Source organism: Rhodopseudomonas pseudopalustris (assembly GCF_900110435.1).
In the GTDB taxonomy this organism is placed as follows: domain Bacteria; phylum Pseudomonadota; class Alphaproteobacteria; order Rhizobiales; family Xanthobacteraceae; genus Rhodopseudomonas; species Rhodopseudomonas pseudopalustris.
This window is the reverse complement of sequence record NZ_FODT01000004.1, coordinates 279822-302469: the sequence shown is the minus strand read 5'-3', so window position 1 is coordinate 302469 and position 22648 is coordinate 279822. Positions and strand designations below refer to the sequence as shown.

Here is a 22648-nt window from a genome sequence, read left to right as displayed (position 1 = left end):
CGGCCTCCGCCCTACTCCGCCGGCTGCAGCGTACGCTGCGGCTTGGCCGGTTTCGGTGCACCGACGCGCAGGCGGCGGTCGGACAGCGACAACAGGCCGCCGAACGCCATCAGCAGCGGGCCGAACCAGATCAGCAGCACCATCGGCTTGTGATAGATCCGCACCGTCACCGCGCCCGCGGCGTCGATCTCGCCGAGCGAGACGTAAAGCTGGCTGAAGCCACGGGTCAGCAGTGCCGCCTCGGTGGTCGAGGTGCCGCGGGTGGTGAAGCTGCGCTTCGACGGCGTCATGACGCCGACCGGCTGGCCGCCCTCGCTGATCGAGAAGCGCGTCTCCAATTCGCGAAAATTCGGCCCCTGGCGCTGCATCGCGCCTTCGAATTTGAGTTCGTAGCCGGCGATCCGCGCTGTATCGCCCTCCTTCATCGCGGCGATATGCTCACTGTTCCAGGTGGTCTCGCAGACGATGCCGATCAGCGCCATGCCGACGCCGGCATGGGCGAACATCGTGCCCCAGGCCGAGCGCGGCAGCCCGCGCGCACGGCGCGTGGAGATCGACAGCGGGTTGCGGAACAGTCCGATGCGTTCGGCGATGTCGGCAAGCGCGCCCGCGATCACGAACACCGCGAGCCCGATCGCCAGCGGCGCCAGCACCGGGCCGCCGGTGGTCCAGGCCCAGACCAGGGCGACCGTCAGCAGCGCCACGACGCCGGCCGCGATCAGCCGCTGCGCCGCGCCGACGATGTCGCCGCGCTTCCACGCCAGCAGCGGCCCGAACGGCATCGCCAGCATCAGCGGCACGAACAGCGGCCCGAAGGTGAGATTGAAGAACGGCGCGCCGACCGAGATTTTGTCACCGGTGACGACTTCGAGCGCCAAGGGATACAGCGTGCCGACGAACACCGTGGCGCAGGCGGTGGTGAGGAACAGATTGTTCAGCACCAGCGCGCCCTCGCGGGAGATCGGTGCGAACAGCCCGCCCTGCTTCAACGCCGAAGCGCGCCAGGCGAACAGCGCAAGACTGCCGCCGATGAAGACGCAAAGAATTACCAGGATGAACACGCCGCGCGACGGATCGGTGGCGAAGGTGTGCACCGAGGTCAAGACGCCGGAGCGCACCAGGAAGGTGCCGAGCAGCGACAGCGAGAACGTCAGGATCGCGAGGAGGATGGTCCAGACCTTCAGCGCGTTGCGCTTCTCCATCACCAGCGCCGAATGCAGCAGCGCGGTGCCGGCGAGCCAGGGCATCAGCGAAGCGTTCTCGACCGGGTCCCAGAACCACCAACCGCCCCAGCCGAGTTCGTAGTAAGCCCAATACGAGCCCATCGCGATGCCGAGTGTCAGGAAGATCCACGCCATCAGCGTCCACGGCCGCACCCAGCGCGCCCAGGCGGCGTCGAGCCGGCCTTCGAGCAGCGCAGCGGCGGCGAAGGAGAACGAGATCGAGAAGCCGACATAGCCGAGATAGAGCAGCGGCGGATGCACCGCGAGGCCGATGTCCTGCAACACCGGATTGAGGTCACGCCCCTCGATCGGCGGATTGGGAATCCGCAGGAACGGGTTCGAGGTGATCAGGATGAACAGATAGAACGCACTGGCGACCCAGGCCTGCACCGCCAGCACATGGGCGCGCAGCGACAGCGGCAGATTGTTGCCGAATGCAGCGACCAGACCGCCGAACAGCGCCAGGATCGCGACCCACAGCAGCATCGAGCCTTCGTGGTTTCCCCACACGCCGGTGATCTTGTAGAGCAGCGGCTTTGCCGAATGCGAGTTCTCGTAGACATTGAGAACCGAGAAGTCCGAGGTGACGTTGAGATAAACCAGCGCGCCGAACGACGCCGCGACGAAGGCGAATTGTGCGAGCGCCGTGGAGCGCGCGACATTCATCAGGCCGCCGTCGTTCAGCCGCGCGCCGAGGATCGGCACGGTCGACTGGATCAACGCCAGCGCAAGCGCCAGCACCAGCGCGTAGTGCCCCGCTTCGGCGATCATCGCGACGGCCCCGCGGCGTCGGCGGAGGCCCCCGAGGCGCCGGGCGGCTTCTTCTCGTAATCGTCCTTCCAGTGGCCCTGCTTCTTCAGCGCGTCGGCCACTTCCTTCGGCATGTAGGTCTCGTCGTGCTTGGCGAGCACGGTGTCGGCCTTGAACACGCCGGCGGTGTCGAGCGCGCCCTCGGCGATCACGCCCTGCCCCTCGCGGAACAGATCCGGCAGAATGCCCTTGAACGCCACCGGCACGGTGGCGGCGCCGTCCGACACCTTGAACGACACCGCAAGCTGATCGCCGCGGTGCAGCGAGCCGGGTTCGACCACGCCGCCGAGCCGGAAGCGCGTGCCGGCGCCGATCTGCTGTTCGGACACCATCTTCGGCGTCGAGAAGAACACGATGGAACCGCGCATCGCGTTCAGCACCAGGCCCACCGCAACGACGAGCACGACGCCCGCGCCACCGATCATCAACAATCGCCGCTGTTTACGCGTCATGGTCAGCCTTCTTGTCGGCGTCCTGAGTGCCGGCGTCGCGATACGCCCGAACTGTGCGCCTCGCCCCCGCGCAATGATAGCCGGATGATTTTGTCGGAAAAGGGCATGCGAACCGGGCGCGCCCTCATCCGTCGAGCCCGAGGTTCTTGAGCCCGTCATTGAGCTGCTTGAGCCGCTCGGCGTTGCCGGCCACCGCCTGCCGCGCCTGCGCCTGCGCGCTCCTGGCCTTGTCGGCGTCGCCGAGCACCATGTAGGCGCGCACCAGCCGCAGCCATCCCTCGACGTCGTCGCCGTTCTGCTGCAACCGGGCGGCGAGCTTGTCGACCATGCCGCGGATCATCGCGTTGCGGTCGCCCTCGCTCATGCCTTGCGCCGATGCGATCGTGTCGTCCGGCAACGCCGGCAACGGCGTTCCCTCGAGGCGCGCGAGCTGCGCCTGCAGCATCGGCTTCCACGGCGCCTCGGCCGGCGCCTTCTCCAGCATCGCCCGCCAGATCGCCGCGGCATCCTTCGGCCGGCCGTCCTGCTCGGCGGCGAGGCCGAGGAAGTAGCGCGCCTTCGGGTCGTCGGCGTTCAGCTTCACCGCGCGCTCGAATTCCGACTTGGCCTCGGCGGTGATCACGCCGCCCGCCGCCATCGACAGCACCTCGCCGAGATCGGCGCGCCGATCCGCTGTCTCGCCGGCGTAGTTGATCGAATTGCGGTAGGCGCGCGCGGCGTCCTCGAAGCGGCTGAGCTTGAAGAGCACCGGCGCCAGCACGGTCCAGCCGCGGCCGTCGGTCGGGTTCTTCTCGAGATGCGCCTCGACCTGCGCCACCAGATTCTCGAGCGGCTGCGACGCCGCCGCGGTCTTGGTGCGCTGCGCCAGCGGATCGTCGCCCTGCATCGGCGAGCCGAGCGGCAGATATACCGCCAGCGCAAGCGCCGGCAGGCCGATCAGCGCGAACACCGCGACGCCCCGCCGCAGCCCGCGGCTCGTTGTGAACAAAGCCGGGCGTTCGACCTCGGCGCTGGCGAGCAACCGGCGTCCGATCTCGACGCGCGCGGCGGATGCTTCGGGGGCGCCGATCAGCCCGGCTTCGGCGTCGCGATCGACCTCGGCGAGCTGGTCCTTGTAGACGTTGGCCTCGGTGCCTTCGCGCAGCGTCCGGACGCCGCGCCCGAGCGGCCACAACACCGCGAACGCCGCGATGGCCGTCATGATCGCGAACACAAACCAGAGCGCCATAAGATTGGGGGTTCCGGGTGATAATGCGCCAACGCGGGACTGCGGCGCGTTCATAATCCGGGCGGGTTACACCATGGCCGGAGCGCGGGCGCAATTGACATTTGCGACACCGGATACCGGCCTTGCCGGGTTCAAACTTGATGTGAATCAAGCGCCGGGGTTTACCCCGCCCGGGCCGGCTTGCGGTCGACCACGACCATCGCGCTTTCCACCGCCCGGCGCATCAGCTGGGCATAGTCGTGGCCGAACAGCACCTCGCAGAACCGGATCGCGGCAAGCGCCTGCATGTGCCGGAACGGCCGCACCCGCGGATCGCAGCCGCGCAGCGACTGCACCAGCGCCTCGGTGGACTTCTCGACATATTGCTGCAGCTCGGAATAGGTCCGCAGCGTCATCTCGTTGATCGCCAGTTCGCTCGCGTAGTTGCGACAGATCGCAACGAAGTCGATCAGCGCCGCGGCTTCATCGACCTCGGTCTGGTCGATCCGGCTGTTGGCCGAGATGTCCTTGTCGGGCCGTTGCCGCAGCAACCGGCGCACACGGCCCGGAACGCTTTCGATCTCGGATTTCAGCGCGTTGGAAATGTCGACGCGGATCGCCGCGAGCCGCTTGCCCCAGGTCGAGTCGCTGCGGATATCGAGTTCGGTCCGCAGCCCGCGCACGCCGTCATGGACCAGTTTCAGTTTCTCGGCGACATTGCTGTAATGGCCCCGCTTGATCTCGTCCCGCAGGTCGGCGGTGAGCTGGGCGACGTCGTGGATCGCCATGGTGACGGCGACGCCATAGGGCGTGGCGGCGACCCTGATCTCGTCGTCGGAGCCGGCGACTTTGAGCGCCAGCCGGACGATCTGCCACGGCTGGGTCAGGTGGGCGAGGATCATCGTCAGCGCGAACGGCAGCATGGTCGGGGTTTGCAGCGCCGGAACGTTGAGCGACGCAATCATCGACGTGACCTGCGAGTCGCCGAACGCCCTGAGATTCGACGACAGCTTGGCGTCGAAGGTTTCGAGCGCCTCGCGGTTCTTGAGCACCGCGCCGATCGCCGGCAGATCCTCGACCGCCGATGGCGGCCCGACCCGCGCCATCGCGCGCTGCCGGTCGATCCCCGGCTCCGGATTGATCACCTTGTCGATCGCCTCGGCCGCCACGGCCTGCAACTTGCGCACCAGCGCGTCGATCTCGACGGCGGAGCCCTTGCGCAACCTGATCAGGTCGGCTTCGAATTCCCGGACTGGCGTGGGGATTCCCTCGCTCACCAGCCATTGCCAGATCGAGCTCAGCGACGCGCGGCGGATCTGGCCCGGCCGAGGCTGCTGGTTATTGTCGATCAGAAACGGCTCGAGCGAGCGGAACATCAGCCGCGCCGGATCGTCGGTCCGCGGCGCGGATTCTTCATCGGAACCGCGGACGATCTTGCGCAGCTCTTCGAGCACGAAGCTGGCCACGGCGACCTCCTCGCCACGCTCCAGCGCACGCTCGAACTCCCGCATCAGCAGCGCCTGCGACTGAGGCGGGAGCTGGGCGAGGTACTCCCTCAGCCGTTCGGTCGGTGTCTGGCTCATGCGCCCGATAATCTGCAAGCTTGCGATCGCGCCCGCCGCACGACGTGCCCGCCAAGGCGCTGTCCTCAGAGATAACAGGGGCGGTGTTAAGAAGGAGTTGAGGCAGACAAATGCCGAACCGGATTCAGGCTCCACATCAATCGCAACCGAACGTCGCAACTAATTGGCGATACTTGAAAATCGGGATTTTGGCAGACTTCCGCGCGGCGCTGTTAACCTGCTGCCGTCCAGGCGCCGTCCTGCATCCGGCAGGCGGTCGCGCGCGCGATCTCGAGTTGGCCACCGACAGTCACGGTATGTGAGAACCCGCGACAGGTCGCGCCCTGCTTGGCGTAGGCCGGACCCGGCACGATGTTGCCGTAGCGGCCGGAGGACGGATTTTTCCACGGAACCGGCGCACCGGACTCGCCGTGATCGAGCGCTTCCAGCTCGGCCGCATAGGCCAGCCGGCGATCCTCGGCGTTCAGCAACGCGCCGATCTTGGTGCCGATCAGGCCGCCCATCGCGGCGCTGTCCACCGCGGCGGCAGCGCCGTCGCCGGATCGACCGAAATCCGACCCGACATTGCTGGTGAAGGAATCGACCCGCGCCGCAAGGTTGGTGGTGCGATCGCAGCCCGCCAGCGCCAGCGCGGCCAGCAACAGCAGCGCAGCCGACCGCTTGGAGGCAAACGGCTTCACAGCGCAAGGCGTCAAAGCGCAAGGCTTCGCGGAGCACGACGTCGCAAGCTTCATTCCGGTCCCCAATCGATTTGCGGCAGGATCCTACCCCGAAAATCCTAACGCGCGTGGCAAAGGAGCGGCAAAATTGGGCGATGCTGTGGCAGTGGCTGGTTCGTTACGCCGCAGGCAACCTCAGTTCGGCCCGCAGGCCGCCGATCGGGGCGTGAGCGAGCTTCAGCTCGCCGCCGTAAAGTGCTGCAAGATCGACGACAATCGCGAGCCCGAGGCCGGAGCCCGGCTTGCTCTCGTCGAGCCGCTGACCACGGCGGGCGGCCTGGGCCCGCTCCGCCGCCGACAGGCCGCGACCGTCATCGTCGACGATGATGCGGACCAGCGGCGTCGGGCCGCGCTCGGCGGTCACGTCGATGAACACCCGGCTCACCGCCCATTTGCACGCATTGTCGACCAGATTGCCGACCATCTCCTCGAGGTCCTGTTTTTCACCGCGGAATTTGAGGCCGCTGGCGACCTCGGAGCGGACCAGGATGTCGCGGTCGCGATGGATCTTCTCCATCGTCCGGCGCAGCGCCTCGATCACCGGTTCGACCTCGGTGACAGTGCCGACCACGGTCAGCCGTGCTGCGATCCGCGCCCGCTCCAGATGATGCGTGACCTGGCTGCGCATGATTTCGGCCTGCTCCAGCACCTTGGCGGCGAACGGATCGCCACTCCGCGCGGCGGCTTCGTTGACCAGCACCGAGAGCGGCGTTTTGATCGCATGGGCGAGATTGCCGACATGGGTGCGCGAGCGTTCGACGATCTCGCGATTGGCCTCGATCAGTGCGTTGGTCTCGCGGGCCAGTGGCGCGATCTCGACCGGGAACTTGCCTTCGAGCCGCTCGGCGCGGCCGGAGCGGATGTCGGCGATCGAGTCGGAGATCCGTTTCAGCGGCGCGAGGCCGAACCGGACCTGAAAGATCGTGGTCAGCACCAGCCCGATCGACAGCGCGATGAAGGTGCCGGCGAGGTAATAGTCGAAGGTCCTTGTTTCCTCGAAGATTTCGCTGCCGTCGCCGGCCACCGTCACGACGAATTTGCCGTCGGCGCCGAGATCGACCGGGCGCTCGACCATGCGCAGGGTCTGGCCTTCCGGTCCCTCGACATAGCCTTGACGGACACCGGACGCGCCGAGTTCGACGCCCTGGTCCTCGAGCTTCGGCAGCTTGCGGTCCCATAGCGAACGCGAGGCGCGCGGATCGATCTTGTCGGTGTCGGTGCGGACGATCTGCCAGTACCAGCCCGACAGCGGCAGATCGAACAGCGGCTCGCCGATCGACTGGAACTGGTCCGGCGCGGCTTCGGGCGTCGCGACTTCGGCGATGATGGTGCGCAAATAGAGATTGAGCCGGCGATCGAACGCGCGCTCGGACGCCTGCCGATACACCGAGGACAGCACGATGCCGGTGATCGCCAGGATCACCACCACCCAGGCGGTCGCCGACAAAAACAGTCGCGTGGCGAGCGAGCTGCCACTACGGCGCGGCGGTTTGACGAGAACGGCCGGGCTCGCCATCAGCCCGGCTTCTGCGACGACACCCTGCCCCGCCTGGCTGTCACGGGCGGTCGCTAATGGGCGTCGGCCGGCGGCGGCGTCAGCAGATAGCCGAGGCCGCGCACGGTCTGGATGATATCGACGTCGAGCTTCTTGCGGATGCGGCCGACGAACACCTCGATGGTGTTGCTGTCGCGGTCGAAATCCTGGTCGTAGAGATGCTCGACCAGTTCGGTGCGCGACACCACCCGGCCGGAATGGTGCATCAAATAGGCGAGCAGCCGGTACTCGTGCGAGGTCAGCTTGACCGGATGGCCGCGGACGCTGACGCGGCCGGTGCGGGTGTCGAGCGCCACCGGGCCGCAGGTCAGTTCGGACTGGGCGTGGCCGGCGCTCCGGCGCAGCAGCGCGCGGATCCGCGCCAGCACCTCTTCGAGGTGGAACGGCTTGGCGACATAATCGTCGGCGCCGGCGTCGAAGCCCTGCACCTTGTCGCTCCAGCGGTCGCGCGCGGTGAGGATCAGCACCGGCATCGCGCGGGCGTTGCGCCGCCAGGCCTCCAGCACGGAAATGCCGTCCATCTTCGGCAGGCCGATGTCCAGCACCACCGCATCATAGGGTTCGGTATCGCCGAGGAAATGCCCTTCCTCGCCGTCGAAGGCGCGGTCCACCACATAGCCGGCGTCGGTCAACGCGGTGGTGAGCTGGCGGTTGAGATCGGGATCATCTTCGACGACGAGCAGCCGCACCTTGAACTCCGCTCTTTCGATTCACTGGCGTTGTTACCTGCGTGAAGATGAGCGGCGACGGCGTGAATACGCGATGAACAACACCGCCTCACGCGTTACTTTTTCTTAACAACCGCTTTCACCAGCTTCTCGACCACGCCGGGGCTGTCCTGCCCGGTTGCAGCGCAGACCTTTTCGCGGGTCCGGCCACTGACATAGACGCCTAGCACGCCGAACCGGAAAGCCCAATAGGTCGCCAGCAGCGCGGTGGCGCCGATCAGGGCGTTGATGGTCTGGATGTCGCCGGTCCAGAATTCGTGCACCAGCACGACCCACAGCGCCGCGCATTCCAGCGTCAACTCCCAGGCATAGGCCGGCCGCCACCAGCGCTGGATCGCATCGTTCGATGCGATCTCGGCGCGGATCGTGGCGTTGGTCTCGCTGATCGCGGTGCGCTGGGTCTCGGCCTCGGCGCGGATCGCCTCGGCCCAGCGCGCCTCCGCCTCCGCGATCCTGTCCGGATCGGCGGCGGGCAGCGAACTCTGCACCGCGGCGGGCGTCGGCGATTCTGCGCCCAGCACCTCGGACAGGATCTTCCCGGCCGCGCCGCCGAGCGGGCCGCCGAGCGCCGAGCCGAGCATCGGCGCGCCGAGCGTGATCACCTGTTTGGCGAGATCACCCCATTCCATGGTCAGCTCCTTTTGCAGGCCGCGACCAGCGCGGCGATCAATGTCTGAAAGCGAGACGCTCCGGCTTGCGGCTGCGGCAGCGCGGGCGCGACCGGCGGCGATGCGACGCGCGGGGCGTCGCGAAGCGCCGCCTGCCATTTCGCCAGCCACGCCTTGCGCTGTGCGAGCCCGATCGTGCCGCCGTTGAGCCTGCGGGTGACGCCGACGACGTCGTCGGCCTGCGCGTAAGGCAGGCAGCCGCAGGCGATGAAATCGGCGACGCCGCACGCAAGGAAGTGCTGCGGCTGATTGACGAGATCCGGCTGCCGTAGCAGGTCGAGCCCGGTCGCCTTGGCGAGCCGCGCATAGCCCTCGCGGCCGGTGGTCTGCGCCGCGCCGCGGCCGCGGAAATTCCAGCCGTCGTCGGAGCCCGGCCGATTGCCCATCCGGCCGTTGTAGACCTTGTTGGCGAGCGCGCGCGGATCGTGCGCGTAAGGCGCGGCGCTTTCCAGCGTCCGGAAACGCGTCGGCCACACCTGCATCATCCGCGCCGCCGTGTAGTTCAGATTCTCGACCACGTCGCGGCCGGCGCCGCATTCGTGACTGATCTGCGCCATCACATGCGCGACCAATTGCGGCGTGGTGATCGCGTAGCGCGCGAACACGCTGGCCGAGGCCGCGGCGACGCCGCTGGTCAATCCGGCGACACGGCAATCGCCCTGCGGCCACATCCGCCGCAGCATCGCTTCGTCGATTTTCATGGGACACCCAGAGCTTCAGCCGTCATTGCGCGAAGCGAAGCGGCGACGCTGTCCAGGGTCCGGCACGGCGCCCCGGATCGCGTCGCTTCGCTCGCACTGACGGAATGGAATTTGGAGGCGACTAACCGATCAGTCCGCGCGAGCCGAGCAACGCCGCCGGCTCGCAATACATCTGCACCAGCGCCACGCTGACCGCGCCGGCGCTGGTGCCGTTGTTCATCCACAGATGCGGCGTCAGAAACTGCGTGTTGACGGGCAGATTGGTCGTCACAACGCCGCTGGCGACGTCGCCGGAATTCAGCCGCTCGACGCGGTAGCGAACCTCACTGCCGTTCGGCTCGGCCGACAGCAGCAGTTCGTACAGGTCTTGTCCGCCGGTGGTCGGAAAGCCGGCGCCGAGGCCCGTCTTGGTCGCTGCGCCGCTGCCGTCATTGCTGATCAGCGACAGCGTCGCGTCGCCGGAATCGAAGCCGACGCCGATCAGGTTCGACAACGTGCTCGGATTGACGTTGCCGATCGCGCCAGCGGAGCCGACCAGCCCGGCGAACAGCCGGCAATTCGACTGGAACGTCTCGATGCCGAACCGCATCAGCAGATAGAAACCGCCGAGACCGCCGCCGTTGCCGCGCCACAACGTCAGCGCCGATCCGTTGACGCCAGCGCTGGCGCCGGCCGTGGCGGCGGAGTTGAAATCGAGCCGCGGGGCCGACAGAAACAGATTGCCCGACGACGGCGACACCGCGGTCGCGGCGCCGGTGATCGACGCGCCAAGCCCGATGCTGTCGAGCATGGTGCTGCCCGGCCGCGGCGACCAATGCATCGGCTGCCTGCGCCGCGCATCCTTGATGTCGAGCCGGCCGTGCAGCGCCGACCACGCCCGAAGTCCTGCGTAGTAATTCGCGGCGTCCGGCGTCACCTTCAGCGAAAAATCGTCGAGCCCGAGCAGGCCGAACAGCGCCTTGGTGCTGTAGTTGGTCTGCAGATACAAAGCGGCGTCGTGGGCCGTGGCGGCCTTGCTGAAGGTGAAGGAGAACCCGCCGGCGCTGTTGCTGAACAATGCGTTCGAGCCGGCGACCTGCAACGCATTGCCGCCGCTGCTCGGCGCGGTGCGGATGCCGACATTGCCGGTGGTCCTGTCGATCTGGATCGCATCGGTGAACGCAGAGCCGTTTGCGCTGACCTTGATGTGGAAATTGTCGTCGCCGAGCAGCCCGAGCTGCGCCCGCGTGCTCCAACTATTCTGCAGCGTCAGCCCGGCGTCTTTCGCCGCGTCGCTCTTGTTCAATGTGACGCGGACGTCGCCGCTGCCCGGGGTGACGTCGTCATTGCCGAACAGCACGCCGTCGGATTTCACCGCAAGCCGATTGCTCGCATCGGCGGTGGTATTGAGGCCGAACATCGGCAGGTTCTGAAACGCCGCCAGCGCGTTCACCCAGGCTGCGCCGGTCCACGCCAGCAGCGTCTGCGTCGCGAGATTGTAGGCGAGCCAACCCGGCCGGGGCGCGAAGAACCGCCAGCCGCCGTCGTACCAGGCCGCGATCTGCGCGGCTTTCCCGGCCCACGCGCCGCTCGCGCCGGCCGGCACGATCCAGCGCTCGCCATCGTCCGGCGAGGCCGGCGGCGTCGCCAGCGCCGCCGACAGCACGGCGAGTTGAACCTGGCCGTCGAGGCTGAACAGCGCCTCGTTGTGGGTGACGTGCTTCTGCGCCTGGCTCGCCGCGATGAAGGGCAATCCGAGATTGGCGGTGACGGTCATGGCGAAGCCTTTCTACAGCGCGAGCGTGGCGTCGGCGGCGAAGCCCGGACCGACGGTGGCGGAAAGCTGCGCGACGCGGATGCGCAGCGCGGTTTGCGGCGCGCCGAAATCGGCGATCTCGTCGGCGGTCGTGTAGAGCGCTTGCGGCGCAGCGGTCGTGATCGAGCGGACGACCGCCCCGCTCGGCGCGAGAATGTCGAGCGCATAGGCCTCGGACTCCTCGCCGAGCGGCGCCTCCCCGCTCCAGCCATCGCCGCCGATCCGGGTGCGGCGGATCCAGCTCAGCGCGATGCCGGCGGTCGTGCGCACGGCCTTCAGGTGCACCGGCGCGAATGGCCGCAGCGCGGTCGGGCCCGGCGTCACCGCCAGCGCCGTTGCGCTCGGATCGTCATGGCTGCGGCCCGCACCGACGACGCGGAGTTGCAGCGGCCGCCCGAGCGCGTCGACGCCGCGCGCCAGCTGCACCAGATGGCTGTCGAGCAGCACGAATGGCGCAGCCGCGGGCAACGAATCGCGCATCGCCTGCTCGCTGCCGGCCTGGCCGCGCAGCAGCCGCGACAATGCATAAATGTTGCCGTCGACCAGTTCGGCATTGGCGAATTGCAGGACCTCCCATTCGCCGTCGGGATTCTGCACCGCCGCCGCGTTGCCGCCATTGAGCACGCTGGCGTCCGACAGCGACGACAACGCGCCGCCATAGATCCGCACCCGCACGCGATTGCGGCGGTCCCACAACCCGAGCGGCCCGCGCGGCAACGGATCGAGCGTCTCGCCGAGGATCGCGCGCGCGGTCGCGCTCGCCAGCGGCTGGTAGCTCGCGCCGTCGTCGGAGGCGTAGATAAGCTCCGCGCCGGGCCAGGGATTGGCGAACACCGCGAGCCGCGTCAGCACCTCCGGCGCAGCGGCGTCGATCACCGGCAGATCGAGCGCCACGACATGCGCCGGCCCGAGCGCCGCGGGGATTTGCGGCGCGCCGAGGCGCGGCGCCCGCTGCGGCAGCGCGAATACTTCCGGATCGATGCTGCGCGCCTTGACCGCGCGCGAGGTCGTGTCGACCAATTCGCCGATCTCGAACAGCCGCCGCCGGCCGTTCAGCGTCAGCGCCACGACGTCGCCGGGCGCGAGCGACAGATGCGACAGCCCGAGCGCGAAGCTCGCGGTCTCGCGCCCGGCCCACAGGTCCTGCAGAAAGATTTCGGCGCGCCGCGCCGCCGCGGCGTCGTCGGTCACCACCGCGAGATCGGCGTGAACGATGCGGGCCGCGCCGCCGACCAGCCGGCGCGACGCCGCCGCCGAGCGGCGATAATCCGCAATCGCATCCGAGAAGCCGAACGCGACCTCGCGCGGCAGTTCGGTCTCCTGCGCGCGCGTCAGCCGCGACAGCGCCGCTCTGTCCGGCAGCACCAGATCGTCCTCGTCGAGTTCGACAACCGGCGCGCCGCCGCGCTGCACGAAACGAAGCGTACCGTCCGCGGCGGTGGCGTCGAACGCATAGGCCATCGCCAGCGGCTCGATCATCGCCCGCGGCGTCATCGGCCGGTCGACCACATAGCCGTCGCAACACTCCTGCAGCGCGCTGGAATCGACGCCGCCGACGCCGCTGTCGGACAACAGCCGCGCCACCAGCGCATCGAGCGGCGCGCCGCCGAGCCGTCCGGTCAGCCAATGCCCGATCTGCCAGTTCGGCGCGTCGCTCCACACCTCGTGCGCGGCCGGAAACACCGGATAGGGCCGCGCATCCCAGGTCCACAGATGGATCGCGGACGGATCGACCATGCGGCCGCCATAGACCGGCGACACCGGATTGCGCGCCTCGCTCGCGCCGAATACGGGATCGAACGCCGCGATGATGGTCTCGAGATAGCGGCGCTGGATCAGATCGTCGCGGTCGCCGCTGGAGAAATACGGCGCGAAGTTCTCGCTGGATTTCGGATCGGGAAACACGCTCGGCTGGTTGGCGCCCTTGTCGACCGCGGGGCAGCCGACCTCGGTCAGCCACACCGGCTTGCTCATCGGCGCCCACGCCGTCGGCGATGTCAGCTCTGCGCCGCCGACGCGTTCATAATGCGGCTGCGACCAGAAATTCCGGATGTCCTTGACCCGGAAGGTCCACGGCTTGCCGAGACCGTCGGTGATCGGCGCGCGGCTTTGGGCGGCGCGCGCGGCATCGTCCGGGTAGTACCAGTCGAACGCCTCGCCGCCGAACACGTTGCGATCGAGATAGGCGCGGTCATAGGTCGAGGTGGCCGCCGCTGCGTCGAGATGACCGGCGTCGTCGCGCCAGTCGGCGAGCGGCGCGTAGTAATCGATCCCGATCGCGTCGATCGCAGGCGACCCCCACAGCGGATCGAGCGGAAACCGCACCTCCGAGGCGTCGGCGGTGACGACGTCGGCGCCGTATTCGGTCCAGTCCGCGCCATAGGTGACGAGCGTGCCGCCGCCGACGATCGCCTTGACGTCGCTGGCCAGCGCGACGAGATGCTGCACCGCCGGATAGACGCCCGGGCCCGAGCGCACCCGCGTCAGCGCACGCAGCTCCGAGCCGATCAGAAACGCATCGACGCCGCCTGCGGCCGCGCAGAGTTGCGCGTAGTGCAGGATCATCCGGCGATAATTCCACGTCCCACCGGCGAAGAAGCTTTCGACCTGCGCCGCCGCGGCCGCGGTGCCTTGCGGCGATCCCGCCTGCCCGGGCGCCGGATCGCAGCTGATGCGGCCGCGCCAGGGATAAGGCGGCTGCGGCGCAGCGCCGGTCCACGGATTCGGCAGGCCGTTGCCGGCCGGCACGTCCATCATCACGAACGGATAGAAGGTGACCTTCAGCCCGCGCGCTTTCAGCTCGCCGATCAGATGCACCACGCTGTCGTCCGACGGCGTGCCGCCGAACGCCGGCCGGCCGTCGACCTGCGACACCAGCCAGGCGTCGGCGCGGGTCGCGCCGGCGACGGACCAGATCGCGCGATCGACCCATTTATCGCGGCTCTCGACGCCGGGCCGCACCGAGCATTGCCCGGCGCGCAGATCGGAGCCGAACCACGCCACCACCACGGCCACGCGTTCGAGCCGCGGGCATACGCCCTGCAATTCGTCGAGCGAGTCGACGACGTCGGAGGCGGCGTGCGCGACATGGCGGTTTTCCGGCATCGTGCTGCCTTTGCCGGAGATCTGCACCCGCGTCGACGGCTCGTAGCCGAATTCCGTGGTGCTGGGGATCAGCGTCACCGCGCGCAGCATCGCTTCCAGCCCGCCGATCGGCCGGACGATCTCGAACGAGAGTTGCGGAATCCGGTTGCCGTAGGCAGCCAGCGGCAGTCGCTCGAACACCACATAAGCGAGCCCGCGATAGGCCGGCGCATGGCCGGCGCCCTGTTTCGCGACGATCAGATCATCCGGGCTCTGGTCCTCACTGCCGCGATGAACGCGGACATTGAGGCCCGACAGGTCGAGCGGCTTGCCGTCGGCCCAGATCCGCGCGACGCGGCCGATCGGCCCCTCGCACAGCCCGACCGCGAAATTGGCGAAATACGCGTAGGTCGTCGTCGTGGTGGTCGGGCCGCCGAAGCCTTTACCGCCCGATGAACTCTGTTCGTTCGAAATCACTTCCTCGAGCTGCGTCGCCCAGATCACCTGGCCTGCCAGCCGCGCCCGACCATAGACGCGCGGGATCGGCGCGCCTTCGGTCGACGCCATGATGTCGAGATCGGCGAGCCGAGGCCCTTCGACGTTGCGGTCGCCGCCGCCGAGCAGCGCGTGGTCGAGCATACTGCCGGCGAGCGCGCCGGCGATCCGCCCGGCAATCGCGCCGACCGGCCCGAACAGCGCGCCGACCGCGCCGCCGGCGATGGAGAGGACGAGGGCTGCCATGGATTGTTACTTCGTGTGAGAGATCAGCGCCAAGGACGCGATCAGGAAAAATGAAAGCCACGACCGAACAACAGCCGCAGCGCACCCCCTCTCCCGCTTGCGGGAGAGGGCTGGGGTGAGGGCGAGCCGAACACTGATCAGCTACCCGCCGAGAGCCCCTCCCCAACCCGGATCGCTTCGCGATCCGACCTCCCCCGCAAGCAAGAGAGGTTAAGCAAGGCTCGGCTACGCGTGGCGGAGTGACGATGATGCCCCGCTATCACTCCACCATCCCCGGAAAGCTGAACGCATACGCCAGCCGCCGCCGCCACCACGGCGCGATCGCGATCTCGCAGACCGCGGCGCCGTCATGGGCATGGATCATCGTCGTCGCCGAACTCGCGATCGCGACGTGCTTGGCGACGCAGCTCTCGGTCCAGCGAAACAGCAGCACGTCGCCGGCGCCGAACGCCTCGCGCGCGATCGGTCGCAGGTGCCGCAGCGCCGCGTCCGCAAGCGCCTCCTCTCCGCGCGCTTCCGCCCAATCCGGCGCGTAAGGCGGCGGCGCCTCGGGTTCGTCGCCGATGCAGCCGCGCCAGACGCCGCGTACCAGCCCCAGGCAATCGCAGCCGACGCCCTTGAGCGAGGCCTGATGCCGATAGCGCGTGCCGACCCAGCCCCGCGCCTCGGCGACCAGAGCGTCGCGGGTGAGAACTCTGTCCATGGTGATCTCGTCCGTGAAATCAGGATCGCAGCCGGCGCGCTTAGCCGATGCCGCCGCCCCCGCCGCCGCCGCCACCACCGATCGAGCCGCCGCCATGTCCGGGCGTGCCGGGCACCGGATAGCTCACGACGAAATCATTGCCGGGGATCTGCGGGAAGCCGCGAAAATTGACGGCGTTGCCGAAGCAATCGCGACAGGTCGAAAACTGCTTGTCACAGCCGGCCGTGACCACGAAGCCATCGCCGGCCGCGATCGGCTCGGCCATCGCCTGCCACAGCGACAGCCGCACCTCGCCGGCCACGATGCGATGCTGCTTGATCTCGATCGCGCAGCCGGCATTGGCGCCGCTGATCCAGCTCAGTCGTCCGGCGCTGAACAATCCCGGCGCGTAGCCTTCCAGTCCGGACACCGCGACGGTCGACGTTCCGAACGCGGCCGCGACGCTGCCTGCGCCGCGCCACGCCGCGCTGGCGAGATCGACGCGGCAGCGGCCGTCGCCGAGATCGGCGCCGCAACTCGCGGTGTAGAGCCGGCCGCTTTCCTGCGACAACAGATCGGCAAGCCCGCGGAGTTCTGCGGTGAAAGCCTGTCCCTCGCGCCGCACCTCGCCGAGCGCGCCGCGCGCGATCAGCACGCGCAGCATCGGATCGCTCCAGTCGACCAGCCAGGTCTCGATCGTCGCGGCATCGTAGCGTCCCGCGGCGAGATCGGCCTCACTCAACAGATCGTCGGACAGCGCGCCGGAAATCTCCGCGCCGTCGACCGACAGATCGAACCGCTGCGACGCTTCCGATGCGGCGAAACCGGTGCCCGCCCGGCAGACCACGCCGTCGACGATCAGATCACGATCGTGATCGGTGAAGCCCAGCACCGCGCCGTCGCGCCGCCGCACGATCCAACACTCCGCCAGCGTGGTCACGCCTGAGTTGAGCTTGGCCTGCAGGGCGGATGGAATCGCGCGCATGGACGATCACCTGTTTGTTCCCTCTCCCCTTGCGGGAGAAGGAGGCTTACCAACCCACCATTTTACCTAGGAATTTTCGACCCTAGATGAGCTGTGTCGAGGCTGTGCAGTCGGGAGGGGGATATTCCTCGCTCCCTCTACGCCCCGCTCACATCGCGACCATGACCGATGGTTGCGTATTTTGGCATCACGTCGCTTCGCAGGGATGCGGCTAGGCGAAGAAGGCCAGGCCCTTGTTGGCGCCAGTCCAGCGCGAGGCCGGATCGGCCGGTGAGATGAACTTGGGCGTCACCGAGGTCGCGCCGCCGAAGGCCGCGTCGTCCAGCACGGCCAGATACTCGTCGATAGCGCGGCTGGCGGCCTCGGACCGCAGGCCTCCGTCGCCGGGCACGCAACGTCGGCGGTTGGCGTCGGCCTTGATCAGGCTGGCGTCGACGGCGAAGCCCTCGCCGCCGACCAGAAGCGAGGCGAAGTCGATCCCGATCTCGACCCCGAACGTGTCCCGCAGGATGGGATGGCAACCTGATTCCGGAACCGAATGCTCCGGCTGTTCTGGCTCGCCGTTGTCGATGCGAGACGGGCTCTGCCGAGACGCTAACCTGCAAATCGCAGGATCCCGCAGGCTTGCGGTTATTGAAGGCCGCGTTGTTCTTAGCGCCCGCTGAAGTCCGCAGATACTACTGCCATTTCAGATATGACATCGGCAATTTCTTCCACCTTGTCGAGCGACAGTTTGGAATTCTTCGATCGCATCAGATAGGAGTGTTGAGCTACAGCAAACGATAGAACTTGGCCGATGATCGCATGTGCCCGTATTATCGTGACCTCACTGTCGGCACGATCATCGTTCAGTCGGGCAACTATGCTGCCCACGGTCTTGTGTATCGGCTCAATGAAGCTTTTGAAAAGGTGATTGAAGTTTTCTGTCGGTCGAAGCTGCTCCCTGACGATCAGAAGGGTGCGGTCCGTAGATCGGCCTGGCGATAGAATCAGAATAGTGAAGGCTCGGATCAAGGCGCGGAGGTTTTTCAGGCATCGATCTCGCGACATTGTTTTGCCCTCCGCGGCGGACATCTGCAGCAGGCCAGTAGCGGCCAACCCATCTGCGATTTCCCTGGCGATTTCTTCAATCACCGCTCTGTAGACGCCGTCCTTGCTGCCGAAATGATAGGGTATTGCCGACTGATTGACCCCTGCAACCTCGGCCAGCGCGCGTGTTCGCACGCCGTCCATACCGAGCTCGGCAAAGAGCTTTAGGCCTGCCTCAATCAGTCTCTCGCGCGTCGCTTCCGAAGATTTGTTCTGTATCTCGATGCCGCTGCTTATCTTCATGTCTGGTGTCTCGCCTGAAGCCTGGCCGTGGGTTCGACCAGGCGTCAGACTCGTGTCAACCTGCTCTCATCACGTTGGTCGAGTTGCTGTTGAGCTCAATGCCCCCGTCCGAGCCGACAAGAACAGTACCACCCAGATTTGCCAGATGCCTGCCAAACGCACAATTCGTTTCGAAGGCGAAAGACATGCCTTCCTGCAGCGGCAGATCGCGCCAGGTCGTGGGAAGGCGTCCGATCGAGCCGTATGCCGATGCTTCGGGCAGGGATTCCGGCCCGGGAGCCGAACCAAAGCCGATCGGACCGTAAGGATTGATGCTGTGGATCAGGGGATGGACATGCCAACCGCCAGAGGCGATCAGGGGGGCTTCCATGATCTCCACCACTTCGCCGAACGTGCGTCCGGGACGCAGAGCCTGCAGCCCCTCTTCGTAACAGGCTCTCGCAACGGCTGCAGCCCGTTCAAACTCCGGATGCGCCTTTCCCACGGTTATGGCGGGTTGATGCTGGGTTTCGTACATGCCGTAGAAGGCGAAAACCTCTGCAAGCACCACGTCTCCCTCTTCGATGATTCTGGGCGGTTGGGCGCGATAGGTCCAGGGGGCGGGACCCCAGCCGATGAATTCCCTTCCGGATCCGAAAAGCACCTCCGCGGTAAAGCCGGCATTGCGCAGGCATTCCGCTGTAGTCGCGGCCACGATATCGGCTTCGGACGCGCCAGGCTTCGTCGCTACCCTCATCGCTTCGCACATCTTTTCGCCGATGCCAGCGGCATGCCGGATGAGAGCCAGTTCCTCCGCACTGTGCGCGGCGGTCAACATAAAGTATTCGCGATATACCGGCTTGAACTCGGCCTTTGGAAAGGCTTCCCGGACGGCATTCCATATACCGAAGGGAATGGCCCCGTCGAAATAGAAGGGTGGATAGGGTTCCAGGCCGATCACGCCGATCTTTCCTGTCAGGCCAATGCGATCGAGGAGGGAAACTAGGTGAGCGCCGCTTTTGCCGACAAAGATCTGCTTTGGCTCGAGCCACTGTTGGTCGCCTCGCAGACGGGCCTGCATGTGATCGGAGACAGCCATCGGGGCAAACGCAAGCACCACCGGTGGTTCGTCTCCTTTAAACACGACGATGGACCCCAACCGATCATTGGTAAAATAGCTGTCGGGAGAGAAGGGGGCCGGAGCGGAGGATTCCCTGTCTCCATAGACAATGAGCCCCTCGACACCTGCCGCCTTCATAATGTCGCGCGCCATCTTCCAGCGCCGGTCGCGTTCGGTCATCGAAAGACGTGGCGCCTTGTCTAGGTGCAGGTTCGATGAAGTAGCATCCATAGCTGGAGTTGTGTTGTTGGCATCGGCCACGGGCAGATTGCTCAGCATGGCTGCCGCGGACAGTCCCAAAAATTCTCGTCGTTTCATGGCATCCTCATAGAAGCACTGAACTTCGCTTGATTTAATTCATTTGAATGAATGAATCAAGTGTTTGATTTCTGGGGTGGTTGCTTGCGGCGTTGCCTCGCAGCCCGATTTTTCGAGAGCCGTGTGATCGGGAAAGCCCCGCTCAAGCCAAAGCGCATCAGGGCCCAAATCCTTGACTCTCCATGGGCTGGATAGACCCTGAGCAGGCCTTGAGCGTGGACAAATCTGAAGAGAAACAAACCCGTAACATCACCCCCTCTCCCCTTGCGGGAGAAGATGAGAGGCGCCTCCCCGCTCCCGTAGAGCGTGACGTCACACCCTGATCTCGATCACCGGGATGTTCGGGATCGCGCCGGCCGCGAACGCCGACAGATCGACTTCGAGATAATCGGTGTCGAACCGCACCGGCACGTCGAACTGATAACCCGCCGTCACCGCCGCGCCCGGCGGCGGAATGCGGCCGGCGGCGAACGTCACCACCCCGCGCGTCGCATCGACGGTGAAGCCGCCCGCCGCCTCGACACCGCCGACCGCGACGCGCACCGAGCCTGCCACCGGCTTCGTGATCCGCCGCGCATAGGGCTCGAAACCCGCGCCGTAGCTCTTCACCAGTTGGTAGTTCGCAGTGACGCCGTCGCCGATGCCGATACCCTGATCGAGCGGCGACGGCGGATGCCCAGGCGCCGCCGACGAACTGTCGAGCCGGTCGCGCCAGCGGAAGCCAAAGAGCTGGCCGCGCCGCTCCTCGAAGAACGCCACCACCGCCTGCAACGCCTCCAGCGTCTTGACGCCGTAGCCCGCATCGTAGCGTCGCCGCGACTCCGCCCAGCGCGCGTTGCGCTGCTCGCGGCCGGAGCCGAACGACACGATCTCGGTCCGCCGCTCCGGCCCGCCCGCGCTTTTCAGCGCGACATCGAGCGGAAACAGGACTTCATGAAATGCGGTCATGGCGTTGCTCGCAACAGAGGAGCCGTGATGCCGAGGCGCGCGCCCGAAAAACAGGCCTCGTAGCACGGCCGCGTCGTGTATCGTCGATCAAAGCCCGCGCCGCCCGCGCGCAACCGCCCGGGCGATCTGGCCGGTGACGTAGGTCTCCGAACGGCGAAAGCTGTCGGCGTCGGGCGTCGCGATCTGGATGTTGACCACGCTGCCGCCGCCATGGCTCGCGACGCCGAGCCTGCCGTCCGGTCCGCGCTGAAGCGGCATGATCGCTTCCGGCCCCGCCTCGCCGGCGAGGCCGACGCCGCCGCCGATCATCGGGAAGTAAGTCGGCGTGCCGATCACCCCGCCCGATGCGAACGGCTTGACCGCGCCGTTGGCCGCCTTGACGTCGCCGCCGAACAGCCCCGAAAACAGGCCTTGCAGGCCGGTCGCCAGACTGTTCTCGAGCGGCTTGAACGCCATCTTCACCGCGAGATCGGAGATCCGCAAGGCGAGCGACTTCAGCACGTCGTCGAACTGCTTGCCGCCGGTGATCGACGACGCGAACGCCGCGCTCATCGCCCGTGCGAAACTGTGAGCGCCGCTGGCGAGCGCCTGGGTCTTGAGGTTCAGCGCGTCGAGCGTCTGCGCCGCATCGAGCGCGTTGGCGTCGTCGATCATCGTCATCCTCCTCGCTGGTCGGGATAGCGCCGCAGCAAATCGTCGAGCCCGCCGCGATCGAGCGGCGCTACGACGCGGCCCCGCACCGCGACGATGGCCGACGCCAGTTCGCGCGGGGTCATCCGCCAGAACTGATCCGACGACAGCCGCAGGACGCCGAAGCCGAACTGCATCGCCTCGCTCCACGGAAACGGCGTCATCGCGCCGCTTCGCCGAAGGTCGCGGCGATCAGTTCGGCCGCGATCATCGCATAGCCGGTGGCGCCTCCCGCGACCGTCATCGCCGCGACCTCGTCGTCGCCGACCGCCTCGCCTGCGCCGCGCAGCCCCGCCCCGATGATCCGCGCGAGATCGCGCGCCGACAGATGTCCGCTGCCGAAGCGCTGCGCCAGCGCCACCAGATCGTCGGCGCCGAACGCGCTCTCGAGCTCCGCCAGCGCGCCGAGCGTCAGCACCAGCGTGCGGCGCTGGCCGCCGATCTCCGCTTCGATCTCACCGCGATGTTTGTTGGCCATAGCGTCCTCACAAGGTTGCAAAGCCGAGCGCGCCGGCGCTCTCCAGCGTGACGTCGAACGTCACCTCGCCATTGTGCTCGCCGGCGAATTCGAGGCCGGCGATCTGGAACGGTCCGCTGATCGTGCCGAAGTCGGGAACGATCACCTGACAATCGCTGATCAGCCCGTTGAAGAACGCCTGCCGTACCAGCGCGTCGGAGGCGGCGTCCTTGAACAGGCCGCGGCCGGAGATCGAGGCGCGGCGGATGCCGGCGCCGGCCAGAAGCTCGCGCCAGCGATCGGCGGATTCGGCGTGGGTGATGTCGACCAGCTCGGCGTTGAACGCGATCTTGCGGCTGCGCAAGCCGGCGACGGCGACGTAGGTCGCGCCGTCGTGGATCTTGATCAGCAGATCCTTGCCCTTCTGTGCGCCCATGGCTGTCCTCCGATCAGTTCGCGGGTTCGGTCACGGCGCGGAACCGCACCGATGCGTGATAGGTGCGGCCGTCGGCCTCGCGGCGGATGTCGGCGATCGCAAAACGCAGATTCACCAGGCGATGGCCGGCGGGCGACAGTGCCGCGTCGTCGAGCGCCTGCAGCAGCGCACCGGTGATGACATGCGCTTCCTTGTGCCCGCCCTGCCGCGACCAGGCGTGCAGCGTGAGCTGATGCTCCTGGGTCGGCCCGTCGTCGGCGGAGACGTCGCTGATCCGCGCCTCGCCGAGCGTGACGTAGGGAAACGCCGCGTCGCGCGGCGGCTCGTCATAGACCCGCGCCCCGCCGAGCGCGGCGACGAGGCCGCTGTCGGTGGTCAGCGCGCGATGAATGGCCGCGCGCAGCGCGGTGGTCGCAGTGGGCATGGCGAAGGTCC

At 67.2% G+C, this 22648-nt stretch carries 21 protein-coding genes and 1 pseudogene; all 22 read right to left on the bottom strand.

Features of this window, described 5'->3' with window-relative positions:
• Positions 1-11 precede the first annotated feature (11 nt).
• Entirely contained in the window at positions 12-1994 is a 1983-nt protein-coding gene (locus BMY71_RS10290; protein WP_011502422.1) for a heme lyase CcmF/NrfE family subunit, read from the bottom strand.
• Complete coding sequence (gene ccmE, locus BMY71_RS10285) at positions 1991-2485, bottom strand: cytochrome c maturation protein CcmE (RefSeq protein ID WP_092683503.1); 495 nt, start codon at positions 2483-2485, stop codon at positions 1991-1993. Before ccmE ends, BMY71_RS10290 begins: the two co-directional genes overlap by 4 nt.
• A gap of 124 nt (positions 2486-2609) precedes the next feature.
• Positions 2610-3713: a c-type cytochrome biogenesis protein CcmI gene (gene ccmI, locus BMY71_RS10280; protein WP_092683501.1), complete on the bottom strand. Its 1104-nt coding sequence runs from the start codon at positions 3711-3713 to the stop codon at positions 2610-2612.
• A 161-nt stretch (positions 3714-3874) separates the two neighbouring features.
• Entirely contained in the window at positions 3875-5275 is a 1401-nt protein-coding gene (locus tag BMY71_RS10275) for a hypothetical protein (RefSeq protein ID WP_092683499.1), read from the bottom strand.
• Positions 5276-5487: 212 nt separating this feature from the next.
• The gene (locus BMY71_RS10270; RefSeq protein ID WP_011502418.1) at positions 5488-6009 is read right to left on the bottom strand and encodes an RT0821/Lpp0805 family surface protein; all 522 of its coding nucleotides are present in this window, start codon (positions 6007-6009) and stop codon (positions 5488-5490) included.
• A gap of 103 nt (positions 6010-6112) precedes the next feature.
• Positions 6113-7510: a sensor histidine kinase gene (locus BMY71_RS10265; RefSeq protein WP_011502417.1), complete on the bottom strand. Its 1398-nt coding sequence runs from the start codon at positions 7508-7510 to the stop codon at positions 6113-6115.
• 53 nt (positions 7511-7563) lie between these two features.
• On the bottom strand, positions 7564-8238 hold the full coding sequence (locus tag BMY71_RS10260; protein ID WP_011502416.1) for a response regulator transcription factor: 675 nt from the start codon (positions 8236-8238) through the stop codon (positions 7564-7566).
• A 95-nt stretch (positions 8239-8333) separates the two neighbouring features.
• Entirely contained in the window at positions 8334-8906 is a 573-nt protein-coding gene (locus BMY71_RS10255; RefSeq protein ID WP_011502415.1) for a 3TM-type holin, read from the bottom strand.
• A 2-nt stretch (positions 8907-8908) separates the two neighbouring features.
• Complete coding sequence (locus tag BMY71_RS10250; protein ID WP_011502414.1) at positions 8909-9646, bottom strand: glycoside hydrolase family 19 protein; 738 nt, start codon at positions 9644-9646, stop codon at positions 8909-8911.
• 121 nt (positions 9647-9767) lie between these two features.
• On the bottom strand, positions 9768-11402 hold the full coding sequence (locus BMY71_RS25110; RefSeq protein WP_210185059.1) for a DUF2793 domain-containing protein: 1635 nt from the start codon (positions 11400-11402) through the stop codon (positions 9768-9770).
• A gap of 12 nt (positions 11403-11414) precedes the next feature.
• Positions 11415-15266, bottom strand: a complete 3852-nt coding sequence (locus BMY71_RS10235; RefSeq protein WP_092683497.1) for a baseplate multidomain protein megatron — start codon at positions 15264-15266, stop codon at positions 11415-11417.
• A 259-nt stretch (positions 15267-15525) separates the two neighbouring features.
• A complete protein-coding gene (locus BMY71_RS10230) occupies positions 15526-15969 on the bottom strand; it encodes a C40 family peptidase (RefSeq protein WP_092683725.1) in 444 nt (147 codons plus the stop codon).
• A 40-nt stretch (positions 15970-16009) separates the two neighbouring features.
• Entirely contained in the window at positions 16010-16933 is a 924-nt protein-coding gene (locus BMY71_RS10225; protein ID WP_092683495.1) for a DUF2163 domain-containing protein, read from the bottom strand.
• A 214-nt stretch (positions 16934-17147) separates the two neighbouring features.
• Positions 17148-17396 (bottom strand): annotated as a pseudogene (locus BMY71_RS10220) (IS5/IS1182 family transposase); the annotation flags it as partial.
• Positions 17397-17584: 188 nt separating this feature from the next.
• Positions 17585-18265, bottom strand: a complete 681-nt coding sequence (locus tag BMY71_RS10215) for a CerR family C-terminal domain-containing protein (RefSeq protein WP_011502408.1) — start codon at positions 18263-18265, stop codon at positions 17585-17587.
• Between the two features lie 55 nt (positions 18266-18320).
• Entirely contained in the window at positions 18321-19682 is a 1362-nt protein-coding gene (locus BMY71_RS10210; protein ID WP_210185058.1) for a M24 family metallopeptidase, read from the bottom strand.
• A 312-nt stretch (positions 19683-19994) separates the two neighbouring features.
• Complete coding sequence (locus BMY71_RS10205) at positions 19995-20630, bottom strand: DUF2460 domain-containing protein (protein WP_092683493.1); 636 nt, start codon at positions 20628-20630, stop codon at positions 19995-19997.
• An 87-nt stretch (positions 20631-20717) separates the two neighbouring features.
• Positions 20718-21284 carry a phage tail tape measure protein gene (locus BMY71_RS10200; RefSeq protein ID WP_092683721.1) on the bottom strand — a complete coding sequence of 189 codons (567 nt, stop codon included), beginning with the start codon at positions 21282-21284 and terminating at the stop codon, positions 20718-20720.
• A 2-nt stretch (positions 21285-21286) separates the two neighbouring features.
• The gene (locus BMY71_RS10195) at positions 21287-21484 is read right to left on the bottom strand and encodes a rcc01693 family protein (protein ID WP_092683491.1); all 198 of its coding nucleotides are present in this window, start codon (positions 21482-21484) and stop codon (positions 21287-21289) included.
• Positions 21481-21798 carry a gene transfer agent family protein gene (locus BMY71_RS10190; protein WP_092683489.1) on the bottom strand — a complete coding sequence of 106 codons (318 nt, stop codon included), beginning with the start codon at positions 21796-21798 and terminating at the stop codon, positions 21481-21483. Before BMY71_RS10190 ends, BMY71_RS10195 begins: the two co-directional genes overlap by 4 nt.
• A gap of 7 nt (positions 21799-21805) precedes the next feature.
• Positions 21806-22213 (bottom strand): phage major tail protein, TP901-1 family, encoded by a 408-nt coding sequence (locus BMY71_RS10185; protein ID WP_092683487.1) that lies wholly within the window; start codon positions 22211-22213, stop codon positions 21806-21808.
• A gap of 13 nt (positions 22214-22226) precedes the next feature.
• Positions 22227-22637 (bottom strand): DUF3168 domain-containing protein, encoded by a 411-nt coding sequence (locus tag BMY71_RS10180; RefSeq protein WP_092683485.1) that lies wholly within the window; start codon positions 22635-22637, stop codon positions 22227-22229.
• Positions 22638-22648: the final 11 nt, after the last annotated feature.